Source organism: Cupriavidus sp. DB3 (assembly GCF_020418465.1).
Classification (GTDB): domain Bacteria; phylum Pseudomonadota; class Gammaproteobacteria; order Burkholderiales; family Burkholderiaceae; genus Cupriavidus; species Cupriavidus cauae.
The window spans coordinates 109,181-127,527 of sequence record NZ_JAIZPL010000005.1 but is presented as its reverse complement, the minus strand read 5'-3'; the positions used below and the strand labels follow the sequence as shown (position 1 = coordinate 127,527).

Here is an 18,347-nt window from a genome sequence, read left to right as displayed (position 1 = left end):
TCGGGTCGCCGGGCCGGCTGGCGCGGCCCAGGCGGGCCTATTGCGCCGGCGCCATCGCCATCCCGCTGTCACGCCCGGCATCGGCCGGCGCGTCCGCCTGTGCTGCCTTGCGCCGTTCGCGCTGCTCCCAGTAACGGTCGAAGAAGTAGTGGGCCACCGTGTTGACGGCCGGTTCGATGAAGGTGACGGCGCCGCTGATGGCAATGCTGCCCGTCAGCGCATAGGTCACGCTGAACGCGATGCCGAGGTGCATGATGCCGAACGACAGGGTTTTTGCCATGGTAGATTGCCTCGTTGGTTTGCGGGAGCCGCGGATCGACGCTCCCTACCGATGGAAGAATGATAATGGTTCTCAATTAGATCGAGAAATTGATCGTTGCTTTTGTCTTGATAAGAAATGACTATCGCTGAAGTCGTCACCATCGACGGGCCAACGGCCTCCGGCAAGGGAACCGTGGCGCACAAGGTCGCCGACGCGCTGGGCTTCCATCTGCTCGACAGCGGGGCGCTGTACCGTCTGGTGGCGCTGGCCAGCGAACGCGCCGGCATCGACGCGTCCGACGTGCCGGCCCTTGCAAACCTGGCGGGTCGCCTCGATGTCAAGTTCGGTCCGGATCGGGTCTGGCTGTCGGGCGAAGAGGTGAGCCTGGCCATCCGCGCCGAGGCGATCGGCAACCGGGCTTCGGCGCTGGCGGTCCATCAGCCGGTCCGCGATGCGTTGACGGCACTGCAGCGGGGCTTCCGCAAGCTGCCCGGCCTGGTGGCCGACGGGCGCGACATGGGCACCGTGATCTTCCCGGACGCGCGCCTGAAGGTGTTCCTGACCGCAAGCGTCGAGGCACGCGCCCGCAGGCGCTATAAACAATTGATTGATAAGGGAATTTCTGCTAGTATCGAAAACCTTTTGCGTGATTTGGAAGCACGCGACGCGCGGGACCGTTCCCGTGCCGCCGCACCGCTTCGTCCCGCGGAAGATGCGCGACTGCTCGATACCTCCGACATGACGGTGGATCAGGCGGTGGCGCAGGTGCTGGCGTGGCACGCCGAACTGGGTCCGCTGACCCAGGGGTGACCGCGCCGCGCCCTCGGGCGCCGGCAGCCGGCCGCAGCGAACGCGACAACGAACGCGTCCGCAGGCGGAACGGGCCGCCGGCATGGTTCAACCTGACCCCGCTGCCCTGGCAGACTGAGCGTGATCGTCGCGCCGGCCACGGTATTGCGGATTGCTAACTTACGTTTATGTCCGACCTGCAAAACAACGAATCCTTTGCCGCACTGTTCGAGGAATCCGTCGCCCGCTCCAATATGAAGGCTGGCGAGGTGATTTCGGCCGAAGTCGTGCGCATCGACCACAATTTCGTGGTCGTCAACGCCGGCCTGAAGTCTGAAGCCTTCGTCCCGGTGGAGGAGTTCCTGAACGACCAGGGCGAACTCGAAGTGCAGGCCGGCGACTACGTTTCCGTGGCCATCGACGCGCTCGAGAACGGCTATGGCGACACCATCCTGTCCCGCGACAAGGCCAAGCGCCTGGCATCGTGGCTGAACCTCGAGAAGGCGCTGGAAGACGGCGAAATCATCTCGGGTACCGTGACCGGCAAGGTCAAGGGCGGCCTGACCGTGATGGTCAACGGCATCCGCGCGTTCCTGCCGGGTTCGCTGGTCGATGTCCGTCCGATCAAGGACACCACTCCGTACGAAGGCAAGACCCTGGAATTCAAGGTCATCAAGCTGGATCGCAAGCGCAACAACGTGGTGCTGTCGCGCCGCGCCGTGGTGGAAGCGACCCTGGGCGAAGAGCGCCAGAAGCTGATGGAAACCCTGAAGGAAGGCGCCATCGTCAACGGCATCGTCAAGAACATCACCGACTACGGTGCGTTCGTCGACCTGGGCGGCATCGACGGTCTGCTGCACATCACCGACCTGGCATGGCGCCGCGTTCGCCATCCGAGCGAAGTGCTGTCGGTCGGCCAGGAAATCACCGCCAAGATCCTCAAGTTCGACCAGGAGAAGAACCGCGTCTCGCTGGGCGTCAAGCAGCTGGGCGAAGATCCGTGGGTCGGCATCTCGCGCCGCTACCCGCAAGGCACCCGCCTGTTCGGCAAGGTCACCAACCTGACCGACTACGGCGCGTTCGTCGAGATCGAAGCCGGCATCGAAGGCCTGGTGCACGTGTCGGAAATGGACTGGACCAACAAGAACGTGGCCCCGTCCAAGGTTGTCCAGCTGGGCGACGAAGTCGAAGTCATGGTGCTGGATATCGACGAAGACAAGCGTCGTATCAGCCTGGGCATGAAGCAGTGCAAGGCCAATCCGTGGGACGACTTCAGCCGCAACCACAAGAAGGGCGACAAGCTGACCGGCCAGATCAAGTCGATCACCGACTTCGGCGTGTTCATCGGTCTGCCGGGCGGCATCGACGGCCTGGTGCACCTGTCGGACCTGTCCTGGCAAGAGTCGGGCGAAGAGGCCGTGCGCAAGTACAAGAAGGGCGACGAAGTCGAGGCCGTGGTGCTGGGCATCGATGTCGACAAGGAACGCATCTCGCTGGGCATCAAGCAGCTGTCGGGCGATCCGTTCAACAACTTCATCTCGGCCAATGACAAGGGCTCGATCGTCACCGCGACGATCAAGACCGTCGACCCGAAGGGTGCCGTGGTCCAGCTGGCCGACGACGTCGAAGGCTATCTGCGCGCCTCGGAAATCTCGGCCGACCGTGTCGAGGATGCCCGCAACGTGCTGAAGGAAGGCGAGCAGGTGACGGCGGTGATCGTCAACATCGATCGCAAGTCGCGCAACATCAACGTGTCGATCAAGGCCAAGGACTCGGCGGAGCAGCAGGAAGCCCTGCAGAAGTTCCAGGCCGACACCGGCACGGCTGGCACGACCAACCTGGGCGCGCTGCTGAAGGCCAAGCTGGGCCAGGACAACCAGTAATCGCGTCCATCGCGACCGTCCAACTCACGCGCGGATGCCATGACCAAGTCCGAGCTCGTCGAAAAGCTGGCTGCCCGCTTTCCGCAGTTGCTGCTGCGGGACGCGGACATCTCGGTGAAAACGATCCTCGACGCGATGTCCGATGCGCTGGCCGATGGCCATCGCATCGAGATCCGCGGGTTCGGCAGCTTCGGCCTGAATCGCCGGCCGCCGCGCGTGGGGCGCAATCCCAAGTCCGGCGAGCGGGTGCTGGTGCCCGAGAAACGGGTACCGCACTTCAAGGCGGGCAAGGAGTTGCGCGAGCGGGTCGATCGCAATCCGGCGGCCGGCAACGGCAGCGGTAACGGCGATCACGGTGTCAACGGCAACGGCGGCAACGGTGCCAATGGCAACGGTGTCGACGGCACCGCGCTGGGGCTGAACGGCAATGGCGGCGGCGCCGCCAATGGGCATGCCCCGCTGGGCGGCGAACGCGGTTCGTTGTCCGGTTCGTTGACCGGTTCGTTGACGCAAGGCACCGCGATGACCGGCGTCCAGCAGGAAGGCTCCGGCCTGAATCTGGCGCAGTCCTGAATTCCAGCGGCTTCGGCAACGAAGCGGCGAGGAAATCGAAAAGCGCTCCGCAAGGAGCGCTTTTTTTATGCCCGTCGCATGGCGAGGCACGGAACCGCGGCACTGGCGGGCTGGTCTGAGTGACCTTTCCGTATCGCGACGAGACGCCGAAAATTGCCCCGCATCGCCAGGCCTGATCGCGCCGTGTGCGCCAATCGATTCCGCTACAATGCCGGGGAACCGCCGCCCGCGGCCGGCTGGCCATTCGGATATCGACAGCCGGCGCGCGCACGGACGCTTCTTCGCCTTCTTCGCCATTTCGCCGCCACGCCGCCGCAGACACCTCGTCAATCGCATGAAACTTGTCGCCTGGATTATCCGTATCGTCCTGTTCGCGCTGCTGTTCGTGCTCGCCCTGCGCAATACCGCCGATGTGTCGCTGCAGCTGTTCTTCGATGCGGTCTGGCGCGCGCCCCTGATTCTGATCCTGCTCGCCGCCTTCGTGCTCGGCGCGCTGGCCGCACTGATCTCGGTGGCGCCCAGCCTGATGCGCCAGCGGCTGGAGATCGCCCGGCTGCGCCGTGCGGTCGGCAATGCACGCACGCCGGTCGACGATGGCGCCGGCGCGTCGACTTCCAAGGCCGTGGCGCCTTACAACGTAATCGGCCCGAAAGTCTAAGCAATGAATTTTGAAACCTGGTGGCTGCTCGCCCTTCCGCTCGTATTCGGGCTCGGCTGGATGGCGGCCCGCCTCGACCTGCGGCAGGCGATCAGCGAGCAGGGCGCCTTGCCGCGCTCATATTTCAAGGGCCTGAACTTCCTGCTCAACGAGCAGCCGGACAAGGCCATCGATGCCTTCATCGAGGTCGCGCGGCTCGATCCCGAAACCACCGAACTGCATTTCGCGCTGGGCGCGCTGTTCCGCCGCCGCGGCGAGACCGAGCGCGCGATCCGCGTGCACCAGAACCTGGCCACGCGTCCCGATCTGCCCGACACCGAGCGCGAGCATGCGCTGTACGAACTGGGCCAGGACTATCTGCGCGCCGGCCTGCTGGACCGCGCCGAGGACGCGCTGCGCGCGCTGATGTCGGGTCCCTATGCCGCATCGGCCAAGCGCGTGCTGCTGGAGCTGTACGAGGTCGAGAAGGAATGGCGCAAGGCGATCGACGCCGCGCGCGAGCTGCAGAGTGCGACCCAGCAGGACTACAGCGTGCAGATCGCGCAGTTCTGCTGCGAGCTGGCGCAGGACGCGCTGCAGCGCAAGCAAGCCGACGAGGCGATCGGCTGGCTCGAGCAGGCGCTGCGCGAGAATCCGAAGAATGTGCGCGCACCGATCCTGCTGGGCGACGTCGCCATGGCGTCGGGCGATCTTGGCGCGGCGCTGGGCCACTGGCTCGGCATCGAGCGCCAGGACGCCAGCTACCTGCCGCTGGTGGCCGATCGCGTGGTCAAGGCGTATCGCGACCTGGGCGAACAGGGCAAGGCACTCGAATGGCTGCGCGGGCTGCTGAAGACGGGTCTTGCCCCCGAACTGCTCGATACCGCCTATCGCACCGAACTGGAACTGGCCGGCCCGGCGGCCGCCGCCGCGCTGATGCGCGAGCAGCTGCGCCGCCAGCCGTCGCTGCAGGCGCTGACCCGCTATTTCGACGCGCGCGCCGCGCTGGCCGCGCCGGCGCCCGCGACAGCGGACGTCGCCGAAGGCAATGGCGCGCCCGCCGCGGACGCGGCCAACGCCAACGCCGATGCGACCACCGCCGATGCCACCACGCAGGAAGACGCCGCGATCCGCGACCTGCTGCAGCTGCGCACCCGCAACCTGGCGCGCTACACCTGCCGCGAGTGCGGCTTCCGCGCCCGCCTGTTCTACTGGCAGTGCCCCGGCTGCAACCGCTGGGAATCCTACGCGCCGCGGCGCACCGAAGCGCTCGGCTGAGTCCGCGTCCAGCCTGATCCGCCCCGTCTCACGGAGTCGTCCTCATGAAAGTCACCATCATCGGCAGCGGTTATGTCGGCCTGGTCACCGGCGCCTGTCTCGCCGAGCTGGGTAACGATGTGTTCTGCCTCGACGTCGATGAAGAGAAGATCGCGCTGCTCAACGATGGCGGCGTGCCGATCTACGAGCCCGGCCTGAAGGACCTGATCCAGCGCAACCGCGAAGCCGGACGGCTGGTGTTCTCCACCGACGTCGCCGCCGCGGTCGACCATGCCGACGTGCAGTTCATCGCGGTCGGCACGCCGCCCGACGAGGACGGCTCGGCCGACCTGCAATACGTGCTGGCGGCCGCGCGCAATATCGGCCGGCACATGACGGGCTTCAAGATCGTGGTCGACAAGTCGACCGTGCCGGTCGGCACCGGCGACCGCGTGGCGGCGGCGATCCGCGAGGAACTGGCCAAGCGCGGGCTCGAGGACCTGCAGTTCTCGGTGGTCTCCAATCCCGAATTCCTGAAGGAGGGCGCCGCGGTCGAGGACTTCATGCGCCCCGATCGCATCGTGCTCGGCTGCAACAACGACGCCGCCGGCCGCCATGCCAAGGCGATTATGCGGGCGCTGTACGCGCCGTTCAACCGCAATCACGAGCGCACCTTCTACATGGACGTGCGCTCGGCCGAGTTCACCAAGTACGCGGCCAACTCGATGCTGGCGACGCGGATCTCGTTCATGAACGAGTTGGCCAACCTGGCCGACGAGGTCGGCGCCGATATCGAGCTGGTGCGCCTGGGAATCGGCTCCGATCCGCGGATCGGCTACAGTTTCCTCTATGCCGGTGCCGGCTACGGCGGTTCGTGCTTTCCGAAGGACGTGCAGGCGCTGATGCGCACGGCGGCAGCGAGCGGCAAGCCGATGCGCGTGCTGGAGGCGGTCGAGGCGGTCAACGACGCGCAGAAGCGCGTGCTCGGCGACAAGGTCGTGCGGCGCTTCGGCGAGGACCTGAGCGGGCGCACCTTCGCGATCTGGGGCCTGGCGTTCAAGCCGAATACCGACGACATGCGCGAGGCGCCGTCGCGGGTGCTGGCGCGCGATCTGGTCTCGCGCGGCGCGTCGCTGCGGGTGCACGATCCGGTCGCGATGCAGGAGGCGCGGCGCGCGCTGGCGCAGGACCTGGCCGGGATCGAGGGCGGCTTCGACCGCGTGACCTTCTGCGACGCGCAGATGGAGACGCTGGACGGCGCCGACGCGCTGGCGATCGTCACCGAATGGAAGGTGTTCCGCAGCCCGGACTTCGCGCAGATCCGGCGGCGGCTGAAGACGCCGGTCGTGTTCGACGGGCGCAATCTGTATGAACCGGCCGCGATGCAGGAGGCCGGTATCGAATATCACGCGATCGGCCGGCCCGCGGCGGCGGCCTGACGCAACATGCCGGTGCGGCCGCCGAGCGGCGCGCCGGCCAAAAGGAAGCTCATGAACAGGAACCCGATCTCTCGCGAACAGATCCAGCAATCGCGCATCCTGGTGGTGGGCGACATGATGCTGGACCGCTACTGGTTCGGCGATGTCGAACGGATTTCGCCCGAGGCCCCGGTCCCGGTGGTGCAGGTCAAGCGCAGCGAGGAACGCCTGGGCGGCGCCGCCAACGTGGCGCGCAACGCCGCCGCGCTGGGCGCGTCGGTCGGCATGCTCGGCGTGGTCGGCGACGACGAACCCGGCAGCATGCTGGAGAACCTGCTGACCGCGGAACACGTCCAGCCGTTTCTCTACCGCGACCGCAGCGTCAATACCACCATCAAGCTGCGCGTGGTCGCGCACCAGCAGCAGCTGCTGCGCGTGGACTTCGAGAATCCTCCGGCGCACGAGGTGCTGCTGTCGGTGCAGGACCGTTTCCAGGCACTGATCGGCGACTACCAGGTGCTGGTGCTGTCCGACTACGGCAAGGGCGGCCTGACCCATGTGTCGCGCATGGTCGAAGGCGGCCGCGCCGCCGGCAAGATGGTGCTGGTCGACCCCAAGGGCGACGACTACTCGCGCTATCGCGGCGCCACGCTGATCACGCCGAACCGCGCGGAGATGCGCCATGTGGTCGGCGCCTGGAAGACCGAGGCCGACCTGACCATCCGCGCGCAGAACCTGCGCCGCGCGCTGCAGCTGGAAGCGCTGCTGCTGACGCGTTCCGAGGAAGGCATGACGCTGTACACCGAGGCCGAAGTGCTGCACGTCTCCGCGCAGGCGCGCGAGGTCTACGACGTGTCGGGCGCCGGCGATACCGTGATCGCGACGCTGGCCACCATGCTGGGCGCCGGCATTCCGCTGAAGGAAGCGGTGCAGCATGCCAATCGCGCCGGCGGCATCGTGGTCGGCAAGCTGGGCACGGCCGTGGTCAGCTATCCCGAATTGTTCGGCGCGGCGCAAGGCTGACGCGCCTCCTATCACTGCTGGATTCACCATGACCATCATCGTCACCGGCGCCGCCGGTTTCGTCGGCAGCAACCTCGTCAAGGGGCTGAACGAGCGCGGCGAGAACAACGTCATCGCGGTCGACAACCTGACCCGCGCCGACAAGTTCCATAACCTGGTCGATTGCGAGATCGCCGACTACCTGGACAAGACCGACTTCCTGGACCGCTTCGCGCGCGGCGAATTCGGCAAGGTCCGCGCGATCTTCCATGAGGGCGCCTGTTCGGACACGATGGAGACCGACGGCCGCTACATGATGGAGAACAACTACCGCTACTCCAAGGCGCTGATGGAAGCGTGCCTGGAGCAGGGCGTGCAGTTTCTCTATGCCTCGTCGGCGGCCACCTACGGCGCCTCGCAAGCCTTCAAGGAAGACCGCGAATACGAGAAGCCGCTGAACGTCTACGGCTACTCGAAGTTCCTGTTCGACCAGCTGGTGCGGCGCACGCTGCCGAATGCGCACTCGCAGATCGTGGGCTTTCGCTACTTCAACGTCTACGGTCCGCGCGAGGGCCACAAGGGCCGCATGGCGTCGGTGGCCTTCCACAACTTCAACCAGTTCCGCGCGGACGGCACCGTCAAGCTGTTCGGCGAATACGGCGGCTATGGCCCCGGCGGGCACAGCCGCGACTTCGTCTCGGTCGAGGACGTGGTCAAGGTCAACCTGTTCTTCCTGGACCATCCCGAGAAGTCCGGCATCTTCAATCTCGGCACCGGGCGCGCGCAGCCGTTCAACGACATCGCGACCACCGTGGTCAACACGCTGCGCGGCGCCGAAGGCAAGCCGCCGCTGACGCTGGACGAGATGGAGCAGGAAGGGCTGATCGAATACATCAAGTTCCCCGACGCGCTGCGCGGCAAGTATCAGTGCTTCACGCAGTCGGATGTGTCGCGCCTGCGCGGCGCCGGCTATACCGCGCCGTTCTATACGGTCGAGGAAGGCGTGGCGCGTTATTGCCGCTGGCTGCTCGAGCGCGGCGGCTGAAGTTGGGCAAGTGAAGCCCGCACGCTGAAGCCCGCGCGGCCGCCGATCTCCCCGCGGCCGCTTCCTCCCTGTCGTATCGCCGCAAACCGGCGCCGCGCTTTCCGGCCAAATCGCGTCAACATTTGTTGCGCGGCGCGCCGACTGTTCCCCTCGCTCTTATTCTCGGCCTACCCCGTCGCGACGGCGGGGCGGCATGCCCGTCCGGGCATCGCCAACGAAGCCGAACTCCGGTCACCGGAGAAGGAGCCTGTTCATGATCAAGCAAACCTTGCTGGCGCTGGCGTGCTGTCTTGGCATGTCGATGGCGCTGGCCGGCAGCGCGCTGGCCGCTGTCGACGTCAACAGTGCCGACGAGGCGGCGCTGACCTCGGTCAAGGGAATCGGACCGGCGATGGCGCGCCGGATCGTCGAGGAGCGCGGCAAGCAGGGCGCATTCAAGGACGCCAACGATCTGGCCGAGCGGGTCAAGGGCCTGGGGCCGAAGTCGGTGGTGCGTCTGCAGAACGAGGGGCTGAACATCGGCCGGGGCGGGGCGCTGCCCGCGGCGAAGGGAGGCAAGCAGACCGCCGCCGCGCCGACGGCGGCGGCAGTCTCGCCCGCCGGCAAGGGTTCCGGCAAGACGAACAAGGCCGCGCACTGAGCGGCCTGGCGGCGCCCTCAGTCCATGCTGCCGGCCCGTGCTGGTATGGCTCGTGCTAGCGCATCAGCGGCGTGGCGATGTCGCGACGCGGCCGGTCAGCGCCACCGATCGGACGCCGTGGCGCTTCGCAGGCCCTGGGCCAGGGAGTATGATGCGGGCGCTGCGGCAGGGCGCCTCGTTCGTCTCTCCATGGGGAGGGAAGGGGCTGGCGGCGCGCGATGCGCGGTCCGGGAGCCACCGGGGGCGCACGCCGCGGCGTGCGGCAAGCCCTGCCGGCCACAACACATCACCAACACATCACCAAGAACGGCCGGGCGCGGCGCGCCAGCGGCCACCTCAGAACGGGAGCTGAACGATGGCGAATGGCGACGAGGCGGGATTCCTGCCGCGCTGGACACTGAAGACCGAGGGCGTGATTGCGCCGGATGAGCGGCTGCCCACCGGGCAGACCGTGCTGGCCGGCATCCAGCACGTGGTGGCGATGTTCGGCTCGACCGCGATCGCGCCGATCCTGATGGGCTTCAATCCCAACATCGCCATCCTGTTCTCGGGCATCGGCACGCTGATCTTCTTCCTGTGCGTGCGCGGCCGCGTGCCCAGCTATCTCGGTTCCAGCTTCGCCTTCATCGCCGTCGTGATCGCGGCCACCGGCTATGCCGGCAGCGGCCCGAATCCGAATATTCCGCTGGCGCTCGGCGGCATCATCGCCGCCGGCCTGCTCTACACCGTGATCGGCCTGGTGGTGCAGGCCGCCGGCTATGGCTGGGTCGAACGGCTGATGCCGCCGGTGGTGACCGGTGCCATCGTCGCCGCGATCGGGCTGAATCTCGCGCCGGTCGCGGTCAAGGCGGTCAGCGCCGCCGCGCTCGATACCTGGATCGGCCTGCTGACCGTGGTCGCCGTCGGGCTGGTGGCGGTGCGCGCGCCCGGCATGATCGGCCGGCTGCCGGTGCTGATCGGCGGGCTGATCGGCTATCTGGCCTACTGGGTGTGCGCAAACGCCTTCGGCCTGGGCAAGCCGATCGACTTCTCCGGCGTCGCCAGCGCCAGCTGGTTCGGCCTGCCTGCCTTTACCACGCCGGTGTTCGAACTGAACGCGATGCTGCTGATCGCGCCGGTGGCGATCGTGCTGGTGGCGGAGAACCTGGGCCATATCAAGGCGATCGGCGTGATGACCGGCCGCAATCTGGACCCGTATATCGGCCGCGCCTTTATCGGCGACGGCGTCGCGACGATGCTGTCGGCCGCCGGCGGCGGTACCGGTGTGACCACCTATGCCGAGAATATGGGCGTGATGGCGGTGACCCGGATCTACTCGACGCTGATCTTCGTGGTGGCCGCGCTGGTGGCGATCCTGCTCGGCTTCTCGCCCAAGTTCGGTGCGCTGATCCTGACCATTCCGGGCCCGGTGATCGGCGGCCTGACCATCGTGGTGTTCGGCCTGATCGCCGCTACCGCGGGCCGGATCTGGGTCGAGAACCGCGTCGACTTCTCCGATTCGCGCAACCTGATCACCGTCGGCGCCACGCTGACGGTCGCGGCCGGCGACCTGACGCTGCGCTTCGGCGGCATGACGCTGGGCGGCATCGGCACCGCCACCTTCGGCGCGATCCTGCTGTACCACCTGCTCGGCAAGGGCCGCACGCGCGTCTGAGGAACCTGGCAGCGGGGCGGGCGATCCTGCCTCGCTGCCTCCCAGCGCCGCAGCCCTTCGCCGTTCTGGCAGTGCTTGCACCGCCCGCCGCCCCGCCGGCGGCAGGGTCATGACGACTGCATTACAATGGGCGCCGACATTTGGACTCGCCCCATCATGGCCTACAAGACGATCGAAGACACCATCGGCAATACGCCGCTGGTGCAATTGCAGCGTATTCCCGGAGCCGCCAACGCCGAGCGTGGCAATGTGATTCTGGGCAAGCTCGAAGGCAACAATCCGGCTGGCTCCGTCAAGGACCGGCCCGCGCTGTCGATGATCGCGCGTGCCGAAGCGCGCGGCCGCATCAAGCCCGGCGACACGCTGATCGAAGCGACGTCCGGCAATACCGGCATCGCGCTGGCGATGGCAGCTGCGATCCGCGGCTACAAGATGGTGCTGATCATGCCGGAGGACCTGAGCGTGGAGCGCCGCCAGAGCATGGCGGCCTACGGCGCCGAGATCATCCTGACCCCGGTCAAGGGCGGCATGGAATACGCGCGCGACCTGGCCGATTCGATGGAGCGCGACGGCAAGGGCGTCATCCTCGACCAGTTCGCCAATCCCGATAATCCGCAGTCCCACTACGAGACCACCGGTCCCGAGATCTGGCGCGACACCGAAGGCCGCGTTACGCATTTCGTTTCGGCGATGGGCACCACCGGCACGATCACGGGCGTGTCGCGCTATCTGAAGGAACAGAATCCGGCGATCCAGATCATCGGCGCGCAACCGGCCGAAGGCTCGCGCATTCCGGGCATCCGCAAATGGCCGGAAGCCTATATGCCGAAGATCTACGATGCGCGCTACATCGACCGCACCGAGCCGGTCAGCCAGGCCGACGCCGAACACATGGCCCGCCGCATGGCGCGCGAGGAAGGCATCTTCTGCGGCATCTCGGCCGCCGGCGCGCTGTGCGTCGCGCTGCGGATCGCGGAAGAAGTCCGCGACGCGACCATCGTGTTCGTGGTCTGCGACCGCGGCGATCGCTATCTGTCGACCGGCGTCTTCCCCGCCTGAACCTGGGTCAATGAACCCGGGGCATGAATCCCGGGCAATCATCCGGGGCAATGAACGCGGGTCAACGAACCTGCGTCATGAACCCCAGCCGATGAACGCCGGCGCTGCCTGCTGAAACCACAGCAGCGCCGGCCGGACCGATCGGTCCTTACATCATCGCGGCCTTGACGGCCTCGCCCAGCTGATAGACCGCCAGCGCGTAGAAGAAGCTGCGGTTGTAGCGCGTCAGCACATAGAAATTGCGCAATCCGAGCATGTACTCGGTCGGCGCATCGGGCGTCGGCAGGTCCACCACCAGCACCCCGGTCTCGCCTTCGCGCGCCGCGTCGATCGGCTCGTCCAGCCGCAGCCCGGCGCGCGTCAGCTGATTGAGCGTGCGCGTCGGCCACGGTTCGCCGTCGGCCGCCGCCGCCGCGATGCCGCGGCTGCCTTCGTCCTGCGCCAGCCGCCACACCACCGGCCGGCCCGCCTCCCATCCGTGCAGCTGCAGAAAGCGGCCGACGCTGCCGATCGCGTCCACCGGGCTGTTGCGCAGGTCGATGTGGCCATCGCGATCGTAGTCGGTCGCGTATTCGCGCAGGCTGGTCGGCATGAACTGCGGAATGCCGATCGCGCCGGCGTACGAGCCCAGCACCGAGAACACATCGGTACGGGTCTCGCGGCACCACAGCAGGTAGTCCTGCAGCTGCGCGCGGAACAGTGCCGAGCGGCTGGCGCGGTTCGGCGTATCGGGATAATCGAAGGCCAGCGTCGACAGCGAGTCCAGCACGCGGAAGCTGCCCATGTCGCGTCCGTAGATCGTCTCGACGCCGATGATGCCGACGATCACCGAGGCCGGCACGCCGAACTCGGCCTCGGCGCGGCGCAGCGTGTCGCGGTGCTGCTCCCAGAAGCGGACGCCGGCGTTGATGCGGATCGGCTCGATGAAGCGCGAGCGGTAGGCGCGCCAGCTTTTGCGGCCCGGCGTGGCCGGCGGCATGATCAGGCGCGCCACCGTGGCCGAATAGACGGCCTGTCCAAACCAGTCGTTCAGGGTCGCGCGCGAGAAGCCGTGTTTCGCGACCATCTCGTCGATGAAGGCGGCCGCCTGCGGGTTGCTGCCGTTGCGATAGCGGCCGGGATCGATTTCTTCTTCCTGGAAGCTGACGCGGCGCTTGCCGGCCGCCAGCAGCGAAGGGGTGGCGCCGCACAGGCCAAGCGCCACGGAGCAGAGCGCGGCGCCCAGCAGAGGGCGGCGCAGGGTACGCGTGTGTTCGGTCATGGTGTCCTTTGCAAGTCGGACCGAGTATAGCGGACGCATCCGGCGCAAAACATCACGGAACGATACGACCGGCGCCGCGGGCGGCCGCCGCGTTGCGGGGCCATCCGCTGTGCTAACGTACGGGAATGGAGACAGCGGCGCACTCGACGAAGTGCCCGCCACGCGCCCAACAACGCCTCGATAAACGCGCCGAATTCCCATGCCGACCGGCTACTACACGCATCCCGAATTCCTGCTGCACGAGATGGGGCAGTTCCATCCCGAGTGCCCGGAACGCCTGACCGCCATCGAAGACCATCTGATCTCGCACGGCATCGACGGCCTGCTGGACCGCCGCGAGGCGCCCGCGGCCAGCCGCGAGCAGATCGAGCGCGTGCATCTGCCCGGCTATGTCGACGGGCTGCACGAAGCCAGTCCCGCCAGCGGCTACCATGCGATCGATCCCGATACCGCAATGAACGCGCATACGCTGGCGGCGGCCACGCATGCGGCGGGCGCCGCGGTGGCGGCCACCGACGCGGTGATCGCCGGCGAGCTGGAGAACGCCTTCTGCTGCGTGCGGCCGCCGGGCCACCACGCCGAGCCCGATCGCGCGATGGGCTTCTGCTTCTACAACAACGTCGCGATCGCCGCCCGCCATGCGCTCGACGCGCACGGGCTCGAACGCGTGGCGATCATTGACTTCGATGTCCATCACGGCAACGGCACCGAGGCCGCATTTCGCGGCGACGAGCGCGTGCTGATGTGCAGCTTCTTCCAGCATCCGTTCTACCCGTACAGCGGCACCGAGCACGTGGCCAACAACATGGCCAATATTCCGCTGCCGGCCTATACCAACGGCATGGCGGTGCGCGAGGTGGTCGAGACCATCTGGATGCCGCGGCTGCAGGCCTTCCGCCCGCAGATGCTGTTCATCTCGGCGGGCTTCGACGCGCATCGCGAGGACGACCTCGGCCAGATGGGGCTGGTCGAGCAGGACTATGCGTGGATCACGGCCGAGCTGATGACGCTGGCGCGGCTGCACGCGCAGGGACGCATCGTCAGCTGCCTCGAAGGCGGCTACAACCTCAGCGCGCTGGGGCGCAGCGTGCTGGCGCATCTGAAGGTGCTGCTGGAGCGCTAGGGCGAGCCGGCCCAGCGATGGGCGGGTTTTCAACGAGCCGGTTTGAACACGGCGGTTTCGACAAGCCGGTTTCGACAAGTCGGATTCCAGCAAGCGCCACCGCAGCAGGACAACAGCAGACCAGGAGACGATCATGGCCGAATCGGAACAAGCCCAAGCCGCCAGTGCGGTGCTGGCGCAAAGCGAAGATGCCCCGGGCGTGCTGCGCCTGACGCTGCAACGTCCCGACGCCTTCAACGCGTTGTCGGAGGCGCTGATCGACGCGGTGACCGAGGCGCTGACCCGCATCGCCGCCGATCCCGCCGTGCGGGTCGTGGTGCTGGCCGGCGCGGGGCGCGCCTTCTGCGCCGGGCACGATCTGCGCGAGATGCGCGCCCAGCCTTCGCACGATTACTACCGCCGCCTGTTCGACCGCTGCACCCGCATGATGCTGGCGATCCAGCGCATGCCGCAGCCGGTGATCGCGCGCGTGCACGGCATCGCCACCGCGGCCGGCTGCCAGCTGGTGGCGATGTGCGACCTGGCGGTAGCCGCCGACGACGCGCGCTTTGCAGTGTCGGGCGTCAACCTGGGCCTTTTCTGCTCGACGCCCGGCGTGGCGCTGTCGCGCAATCTGCATCGCAAGCACGCGATGGAGATGCTGCTGACCGGCGAGATGATCGATGCCCACGAGGCGCAGGCGCGCGGCCTGGTCAATCGCGTGGTGCCGGCCGCCGAGCTGGATGGGGAGGTGGCGAAGCTGGCCGCCAGCATCTGCGCCAAGCCGGCGGCAGCCATCGCGGCCGGCAAGGGGCTGTTCTACCGCCAGCTCGAAATGGGCGTCGAGGCCGCCTATCAGCTTGCCGGGCAGACCATGGCGTGCAACATGATGGACGAATCGGCGCTGGAGGGCGTGCAGGCATTCATCGACAAGCGGCCGCCGTCCTGGCGTTCGGGTTGATCCAGAGGATCCAGAGTTGACATCTCGGCACTCGGAAACGGGGCCTTATTCCCTTTTCGTCTAAAGACATCGGCAAAAAGTCGTTTCTGGTAAGAAGCGGATCGCTTAAAATAGCCCGTTACATCCAAAAACGATAAATGCGGCAGCAGCGCTGGAGACCCCGTCCCGGCTGTTGCCGTTTTCTTTTCGCTCTGTCTCATGATCGAACTGCAAGGTCTCTCGCAGCGATTCCCCGGTGCGACCGGGGATGTGCACGCTTTGCGGGATGTCAGCCTGTCCATCGCGGCCGGCGAAATCTTCGGCATCATCGGCCGCAGCGGCGCCGGCAAAAGTACGCTGGTGCGCGCCATCAACCTGCTGAACCGTCCGACCGCCGGCCGCGTGATCGTCGCCGGGCAGGATCTGACCGCGCTGGACTCGTCCGCGCTGCGGCTGGCGCGCCGCGACATCGGCATGATCTTCCAGCATTTCAACCTGCTGTCCTCGCGCACCGTCTATGACAACGTGGCGCTGCCGCTGGAGCTCGCCGGCAAGAGCCGCGACGAGATCGCCGCGACGGTGCTGCCGCTGCTGGACCTGGTGGGCCTGTCGGCGCTGAAGGACCGTTATCCGGCGCAGATCAGCGGCGGCCAGAAGCAGCGCGTCGGCATTGCTCGGGCCCTTGCCAGCAAGCCCAAGGTGCTGCTGTCGGACGAGGCCACCTCGGCGCTCGACCCGGAAACCACGCGGTCCATCCTCGACCTGCTCAAGCAGATCAATCGCGACCTGGGGCTGACCATCGTGATGATCACGCACCAGATGGAGGTCATCAAGCAGGTCTGCGATCGCGTCGCGGTGCTCGATGCCGGCTGCGTGGTCGAGCAGGGCCAGGTCATCGATGTCTTCCTGCGGCCGCAGCACGCGGTCACGCGCGCGATGATCGGCGACGTGATCGCGCAGGAGCTGCCGCCAAGCGTGCTCAAGCGCGTCGAGAGCCGGCTCGGCAACGGGCGCGACCATGTCTACCGTCTGGCGTTCACCGGCGAGGGCGTCGACCAGCCGGTGCTGGCGCAGGCGATCCGCCGCTACGGGCTGGATTTCAACATCCTGCACGGGCATATCGACGAGATCCAGGGACAGGCCTTCGGCTCGCTGGCCATCATGGCCACCGGCGAGACCGAGAACGTCCGGGCGGCAATGGCATTCCTGCAGGAGCAGGGCGTGGTGGTGGAGGAATACGAGCATGTGGTCTGAGCTGTTCGACCTGTTTGTGACCTCGCTGGGCGAGACCCTGGTGATGGTCGGCATCTCGGGCGTCATCGGCGCGCTGCTTGGCGTGCCGCTCGGCGTGGTGCTGCATCTGACCGACCGGGGCGGCCCGCTGGCGCACCCCTTGTTCAACCGGCTGATCGGCGTGGTCGTCAACGCGGTGCGCTCGATCCCGTTCATCATCCTGCTGGTGGTGGTGATTCCGTTCACCCGTTTCCTGGCGGGCTCGTCGATCGGCACCGCGGCGGCCGTGGTGCCGCTGACGATCGCGGCGATTCCGTTTATCGCGCGGCTGGTCGAGAGCGCGCTGCGCGAGGTCGACAAGGGCCTGGTGGAGGCGGCGCAATCGATGGGCGCGAGCACCGGCCAGATCGTCTGGAAGGTGCTGCTGCCCGAGGCCATGCCCGGCATCGTTGCCGGCCTGACCATCACCTTCGTCAGCCTGGTCGGCTATTCGGCGATGGCCGGCGCGATCGGCGGCGGCGGCCTGGGCGACCTCGGCATCCGCTATGGCTACCAGCGCTACATCACCGAGGTGATGGTGGCGGTGGTGCTGATCCTGATCGTGCTGGTGCAGGCGGTGCAGAGCTTCGGCGACTGGCTGGTCCGCCGGATCAGCCATCGCTGAGCGCCTCGTCGGCATCGGCATCGGCCGGTATCGTTTCGTTTCCCGTTTCGTTTTGCTTTATCCCAGACTCAACCCAGAACGCATCGCAAAGGAAGTCAGACATGCAACGTCGTAGCCTGCTGCAATGGATCATCGGCGCCGCGCTCGGTGCCAGCCTCGCCACCGCCGCGGTGGCGCAGGACAAGCCGATCAAGATCGGCGTGACCGGCGGTCCGCACGCCCAGATCATGGAACAGGTCAAGAAGGTCGCCGCCAAGGATGGCCTCAATATCCAGGTCGTCGAGTTCAGCGACTACATCCAGCCGAACGCCGCGCTGGCTGCCGGCGACCTCGACGCCAACAGCTATCAGCATCTGCCGTATCTCGAGGCGCAGATGAAGGACCGCGGCTACAAGTTCGCCAACGTCGGCTACACCGTCACGTTCCCGATGGGCGTCTACTCGAAGAAGATCAAGTCGCTGGACCAGCTCAAGCAGGGCGCCCGCGTCGGCGTGCCCAACGATCCGACCAACGGCGGCCGCGGCCTGCTGCTGCTGCAGAGCAAGGGCGTGATCAAGCTGCGTGCGGATGCCGGCCTGAAGGCCACGCCGCTGGACATCGTCGCGAATCCGAAGAAGATCCGCATCGTCGAACTGGACGCCGCGCAGCTGCCGCGCTCGCTGGACGACCTGGATGCCGCCGCGATCAACGGCAACTACGCAGAATCGGCCGGCCTGTCGCCGACCAAGGACGCGATCGCGATGGAAGGTCCGAAGGGTCCGTACGCCAACCTGATCGCCGTGCGCGAGGCCGACAGGAACAAGCCGTGGGTCGCCAAGCTGATCAAGGCCTACCACTCGCCGGAGATCAAGGACTACGTCACCAAGACGTTCAAGGAGTCGGTGATCACGGCCTGGTAAGCCGGCCCCGCACGTGCGGCCGGGTATCG

General features: G+C 66.9%; 18 protein-coding genes. 16 read left to right on the top strand and 2 right to left on the bottom strand.

Annotated features, from left to right (window positions below; genetic code table 11):
- Positions 1 to 37: 37 nt before the first annotated feature.
- Entirely contained in the window at positions 38 to 280 is a 243-nt protein-coding gene (locus K7G19_RS17005) for a DUF2061 domain-containing protein (protein WP_149317885.1), read from the bottom strand.
- 117 nt (positions 281 to 397) lie between these two features.
- Between K7G19_RS17005 and cmk the strand changes: the two genes are divergently transcribed.
- The 11 genes from cmk (at position 398) to cysM (ending at position 12,219) form a co-directional block, all read left to right on the top strand.
- Positions 398 to 1,072, top strand: coding sequence for a (d)CMP kinase (cmk, locus tag K7G19_RS17000; RefSeq protein WP_149317886.1), 675 nt, complete (start codon positions 398 to 400; stop codon positions 1,070 to 1,072).
- 167 nt (positions 1,073 to 1,239) lie between these two features.
- Complete coding sequence (gene rpsA, locus K7G19_RS16995; protein WP_149317887.1) at positions 1,240 to 2,934, top strand: 30S ribosomal protein S1; 1,695 nt, start codon at positions 1,240 to 1,242, stop codon at positions 2,932 to 2,934.
- A gap of 39 nt (positions 2,935 to 2,973) precedes the next feature.
- Positions 2,974 to 3,507: an integration host factor subunit beta gene (locus K7G19_RS25115; protein WP_149317888.1), complete on the top strand. Its 534-nt coding sequence runs from the start codon at positions 2,974 to 2,976 to the stop codon at positions 3,505 to 3,507.
- A gap of 334 nt (positions 3,508 to 3,841) precedes the next feature.
- Complete coding sequence (locus K7G19_RS16985) at positions 3,842 to 4,165, top strand: lipopolysaccharide assembly LapA domain-containing protein (protein WP_149317889.1); 324 nt, start codon at positions 3,842 to 3,844, stop codon at positions 4,163 to 4,165.
- Positions 4,166 to 4,168: 3 nt separating this feature from the next.
- The gene (lapB, locus tag K7G19_RS16980) at positions 4,169 to 5,422 is read left to right on the top strand and encodes a lipopolysaccharide assembly protein LapB (protein ID WP_149317890.1); all 1,254 of its coding nucleotides are present in this window, start codon (positions 4,169 to 4,171) and stop codon (positions 5,420 to 5,422) included.
- 44 nt (positions 5,423 to 5,466) lie between these two features.
- A complete protein-coding gene (locus tag K7G19_RS16975; protein ID WP_226108267.1) occupies positions 5,467 to 6,840 on the top strand; it encodes a UDP-glucose/GDP-mannose dehydrogenase family protein in 1,374 nt (457 codons plus the stop codon).
- 51 nt (positions 6,841 to 6,891) lie between these two features.
- Positions 6,892 to 7,842, top strand: coding sequence for a D-glycero-beta-D-manno-heptose-7-phosphate kinase (gene rfaE1, locus K7G19_RS16970; protein ID WP_149317892.1), 951 nt, complete (start codon positions 6,892 to 6,894; stop codon positions 7,840 to 7,842).
- 28 nt (positions 7,843 to 7,870) lie between these two features.
- Positions 7,871 to 8,866 carry an ADP-glyceromanno-heptose 6-epimerase gene (gene rfaD / locus K7G19_RS16965; protein WP_226108266.1) on the top strand — a complete coding sequence of 332 codons (996 nt, stop codon included), beginning with the start codon at positions 7,871 to 7,873 and terminating at the stop codon, positions 8,864 to 8,866.
- Between the two features lie 253 nt (positions 8,867 to 9,119).
- Positions 9,120 to 9,506 (top strand): helix-hairpin-helix domain-containing protein, encoded by a 387-nt coding sequence (locus K7G19_RS16960; protein ID WP_149317894.1) that lies wholly within the window; start codon positions 9,120 to 9,122, stop codon positions 9,504 to 9,506.
- A gap of 355 nt (positions 9,507 to 9,861) precedes the next feature.
- Positions 9,862 to 11,160: a solute carrier family 23 protein gene (locus tag K7G19_RS16955; RefSeq protein ID WP_149317895.1), complete on the top strand. Its 1,299-nt coding sequence runs from the start codon at positions 9,862 to 9,864 to the stop codon at positions 11,158 to 11,160.
- Positions 11,161 to 11,316: 156 nt separating this feature from the next.
- Positions 11,317 to 12,219, top strand: coding sequence for a cysteine synthase CysM (gene cysM, locus K7G19_RS16950; protein ID WP_149317896.1), 903 nt, complete (start codon positions 11,317 to 11,319; stop codon positions 12,217 to 12,219).
- Positions 12,220 to 12,367: 148 nt separating this feature from the next.
- Here the strand turns inward: cysM and mltB are convergent, their stop codons facing one another.
- On the bottom strand, positions 12,368 to 13,480 hold the full coding sequence (gene mltB / locus K7G19_RS16945; RefSeq protein ID WP_149317897.1) for a lytic murein transglycosylase B: 1,113 nt from the start codon (positions 13,478 to 13,480) through the stop codon (positions 12,368 to 12,370).
- 199 nt (positions 13,481 to 13,679) lie between these two features.
- Between mltB and K7G19_RS16940 the strand changes: the two genes are divergently transcribed.
- The 5 genes from K7G19_RS16940 (at position 13,680) to K7G19_RS16920 (ending at position 18,318) form a co-directional block, all read left to right on the top strand.
- Positions 13,680 to 14,603: a histone deacetylase family protein gene (locus K7G19_RS16940; RefSeq protein WP_149317898.1), complete on the top strand. Its 924-nt coding sequence runs from the start codon at positions 13,680 to 13,682 to the stop codon at positions 14,601 to 14,603.
- Positions 14,604 to 14,736: 133 nt separating this feature from the next.
- The gene (locus tag K7G19_RS16935) at positions 14,737 to 15,543 is read left to right on the top strand and encodes an enoyl-CoA hydratase (RefSeq protein WP_226108265.1); all 807 of its coding nucleotides are present in this window, start codon (positions 14,737 to 14,739) and stop codon (positions 15,541 to 15,543) included.
- Between the two features lie 198 nt (positions 15,544 to 15,741).
- Positions 15,742 to 16,776: a methionine ABC transporter ATP-binding protein gene (locus K7G19_RS16930; RefSeq protein WP_149317900.1), complete on the top strand. Its 1,035-nt coding sequence runs from the start codon at positions 15,742 to 15,744 to the stop codon at positions 16,774 to 16,776.
- Entirely contained in the window at positions 16,766 to 17,419 is a 654-nt protein-coding gene (locus tag K7G19_RS16925; RefSeq protein WP_053821324.1) for a methionine ABC transporter permease, read from the top strand. Before K7G19_RS16930 ends, K7G19_RS16925 begins: the two co-directional genes overlap by 11 nt.
- Before the next feature lie 101 nt (positions 17,420 to 17,520).
- Positions 17,521 to 18,318, top strand: a complete 798-nt coding sequence (locus tag K7G19_RS16920; protein WP_226108264.1) for a MetQ/NlpA family ABC transporter substrate-binding protein — start codon at positions 17,521 to 17,523, stop codon at positions 18,316 to 18,318.
- Positions 18,319 to 18,347 lie beyond the last annotated feature (29 nt).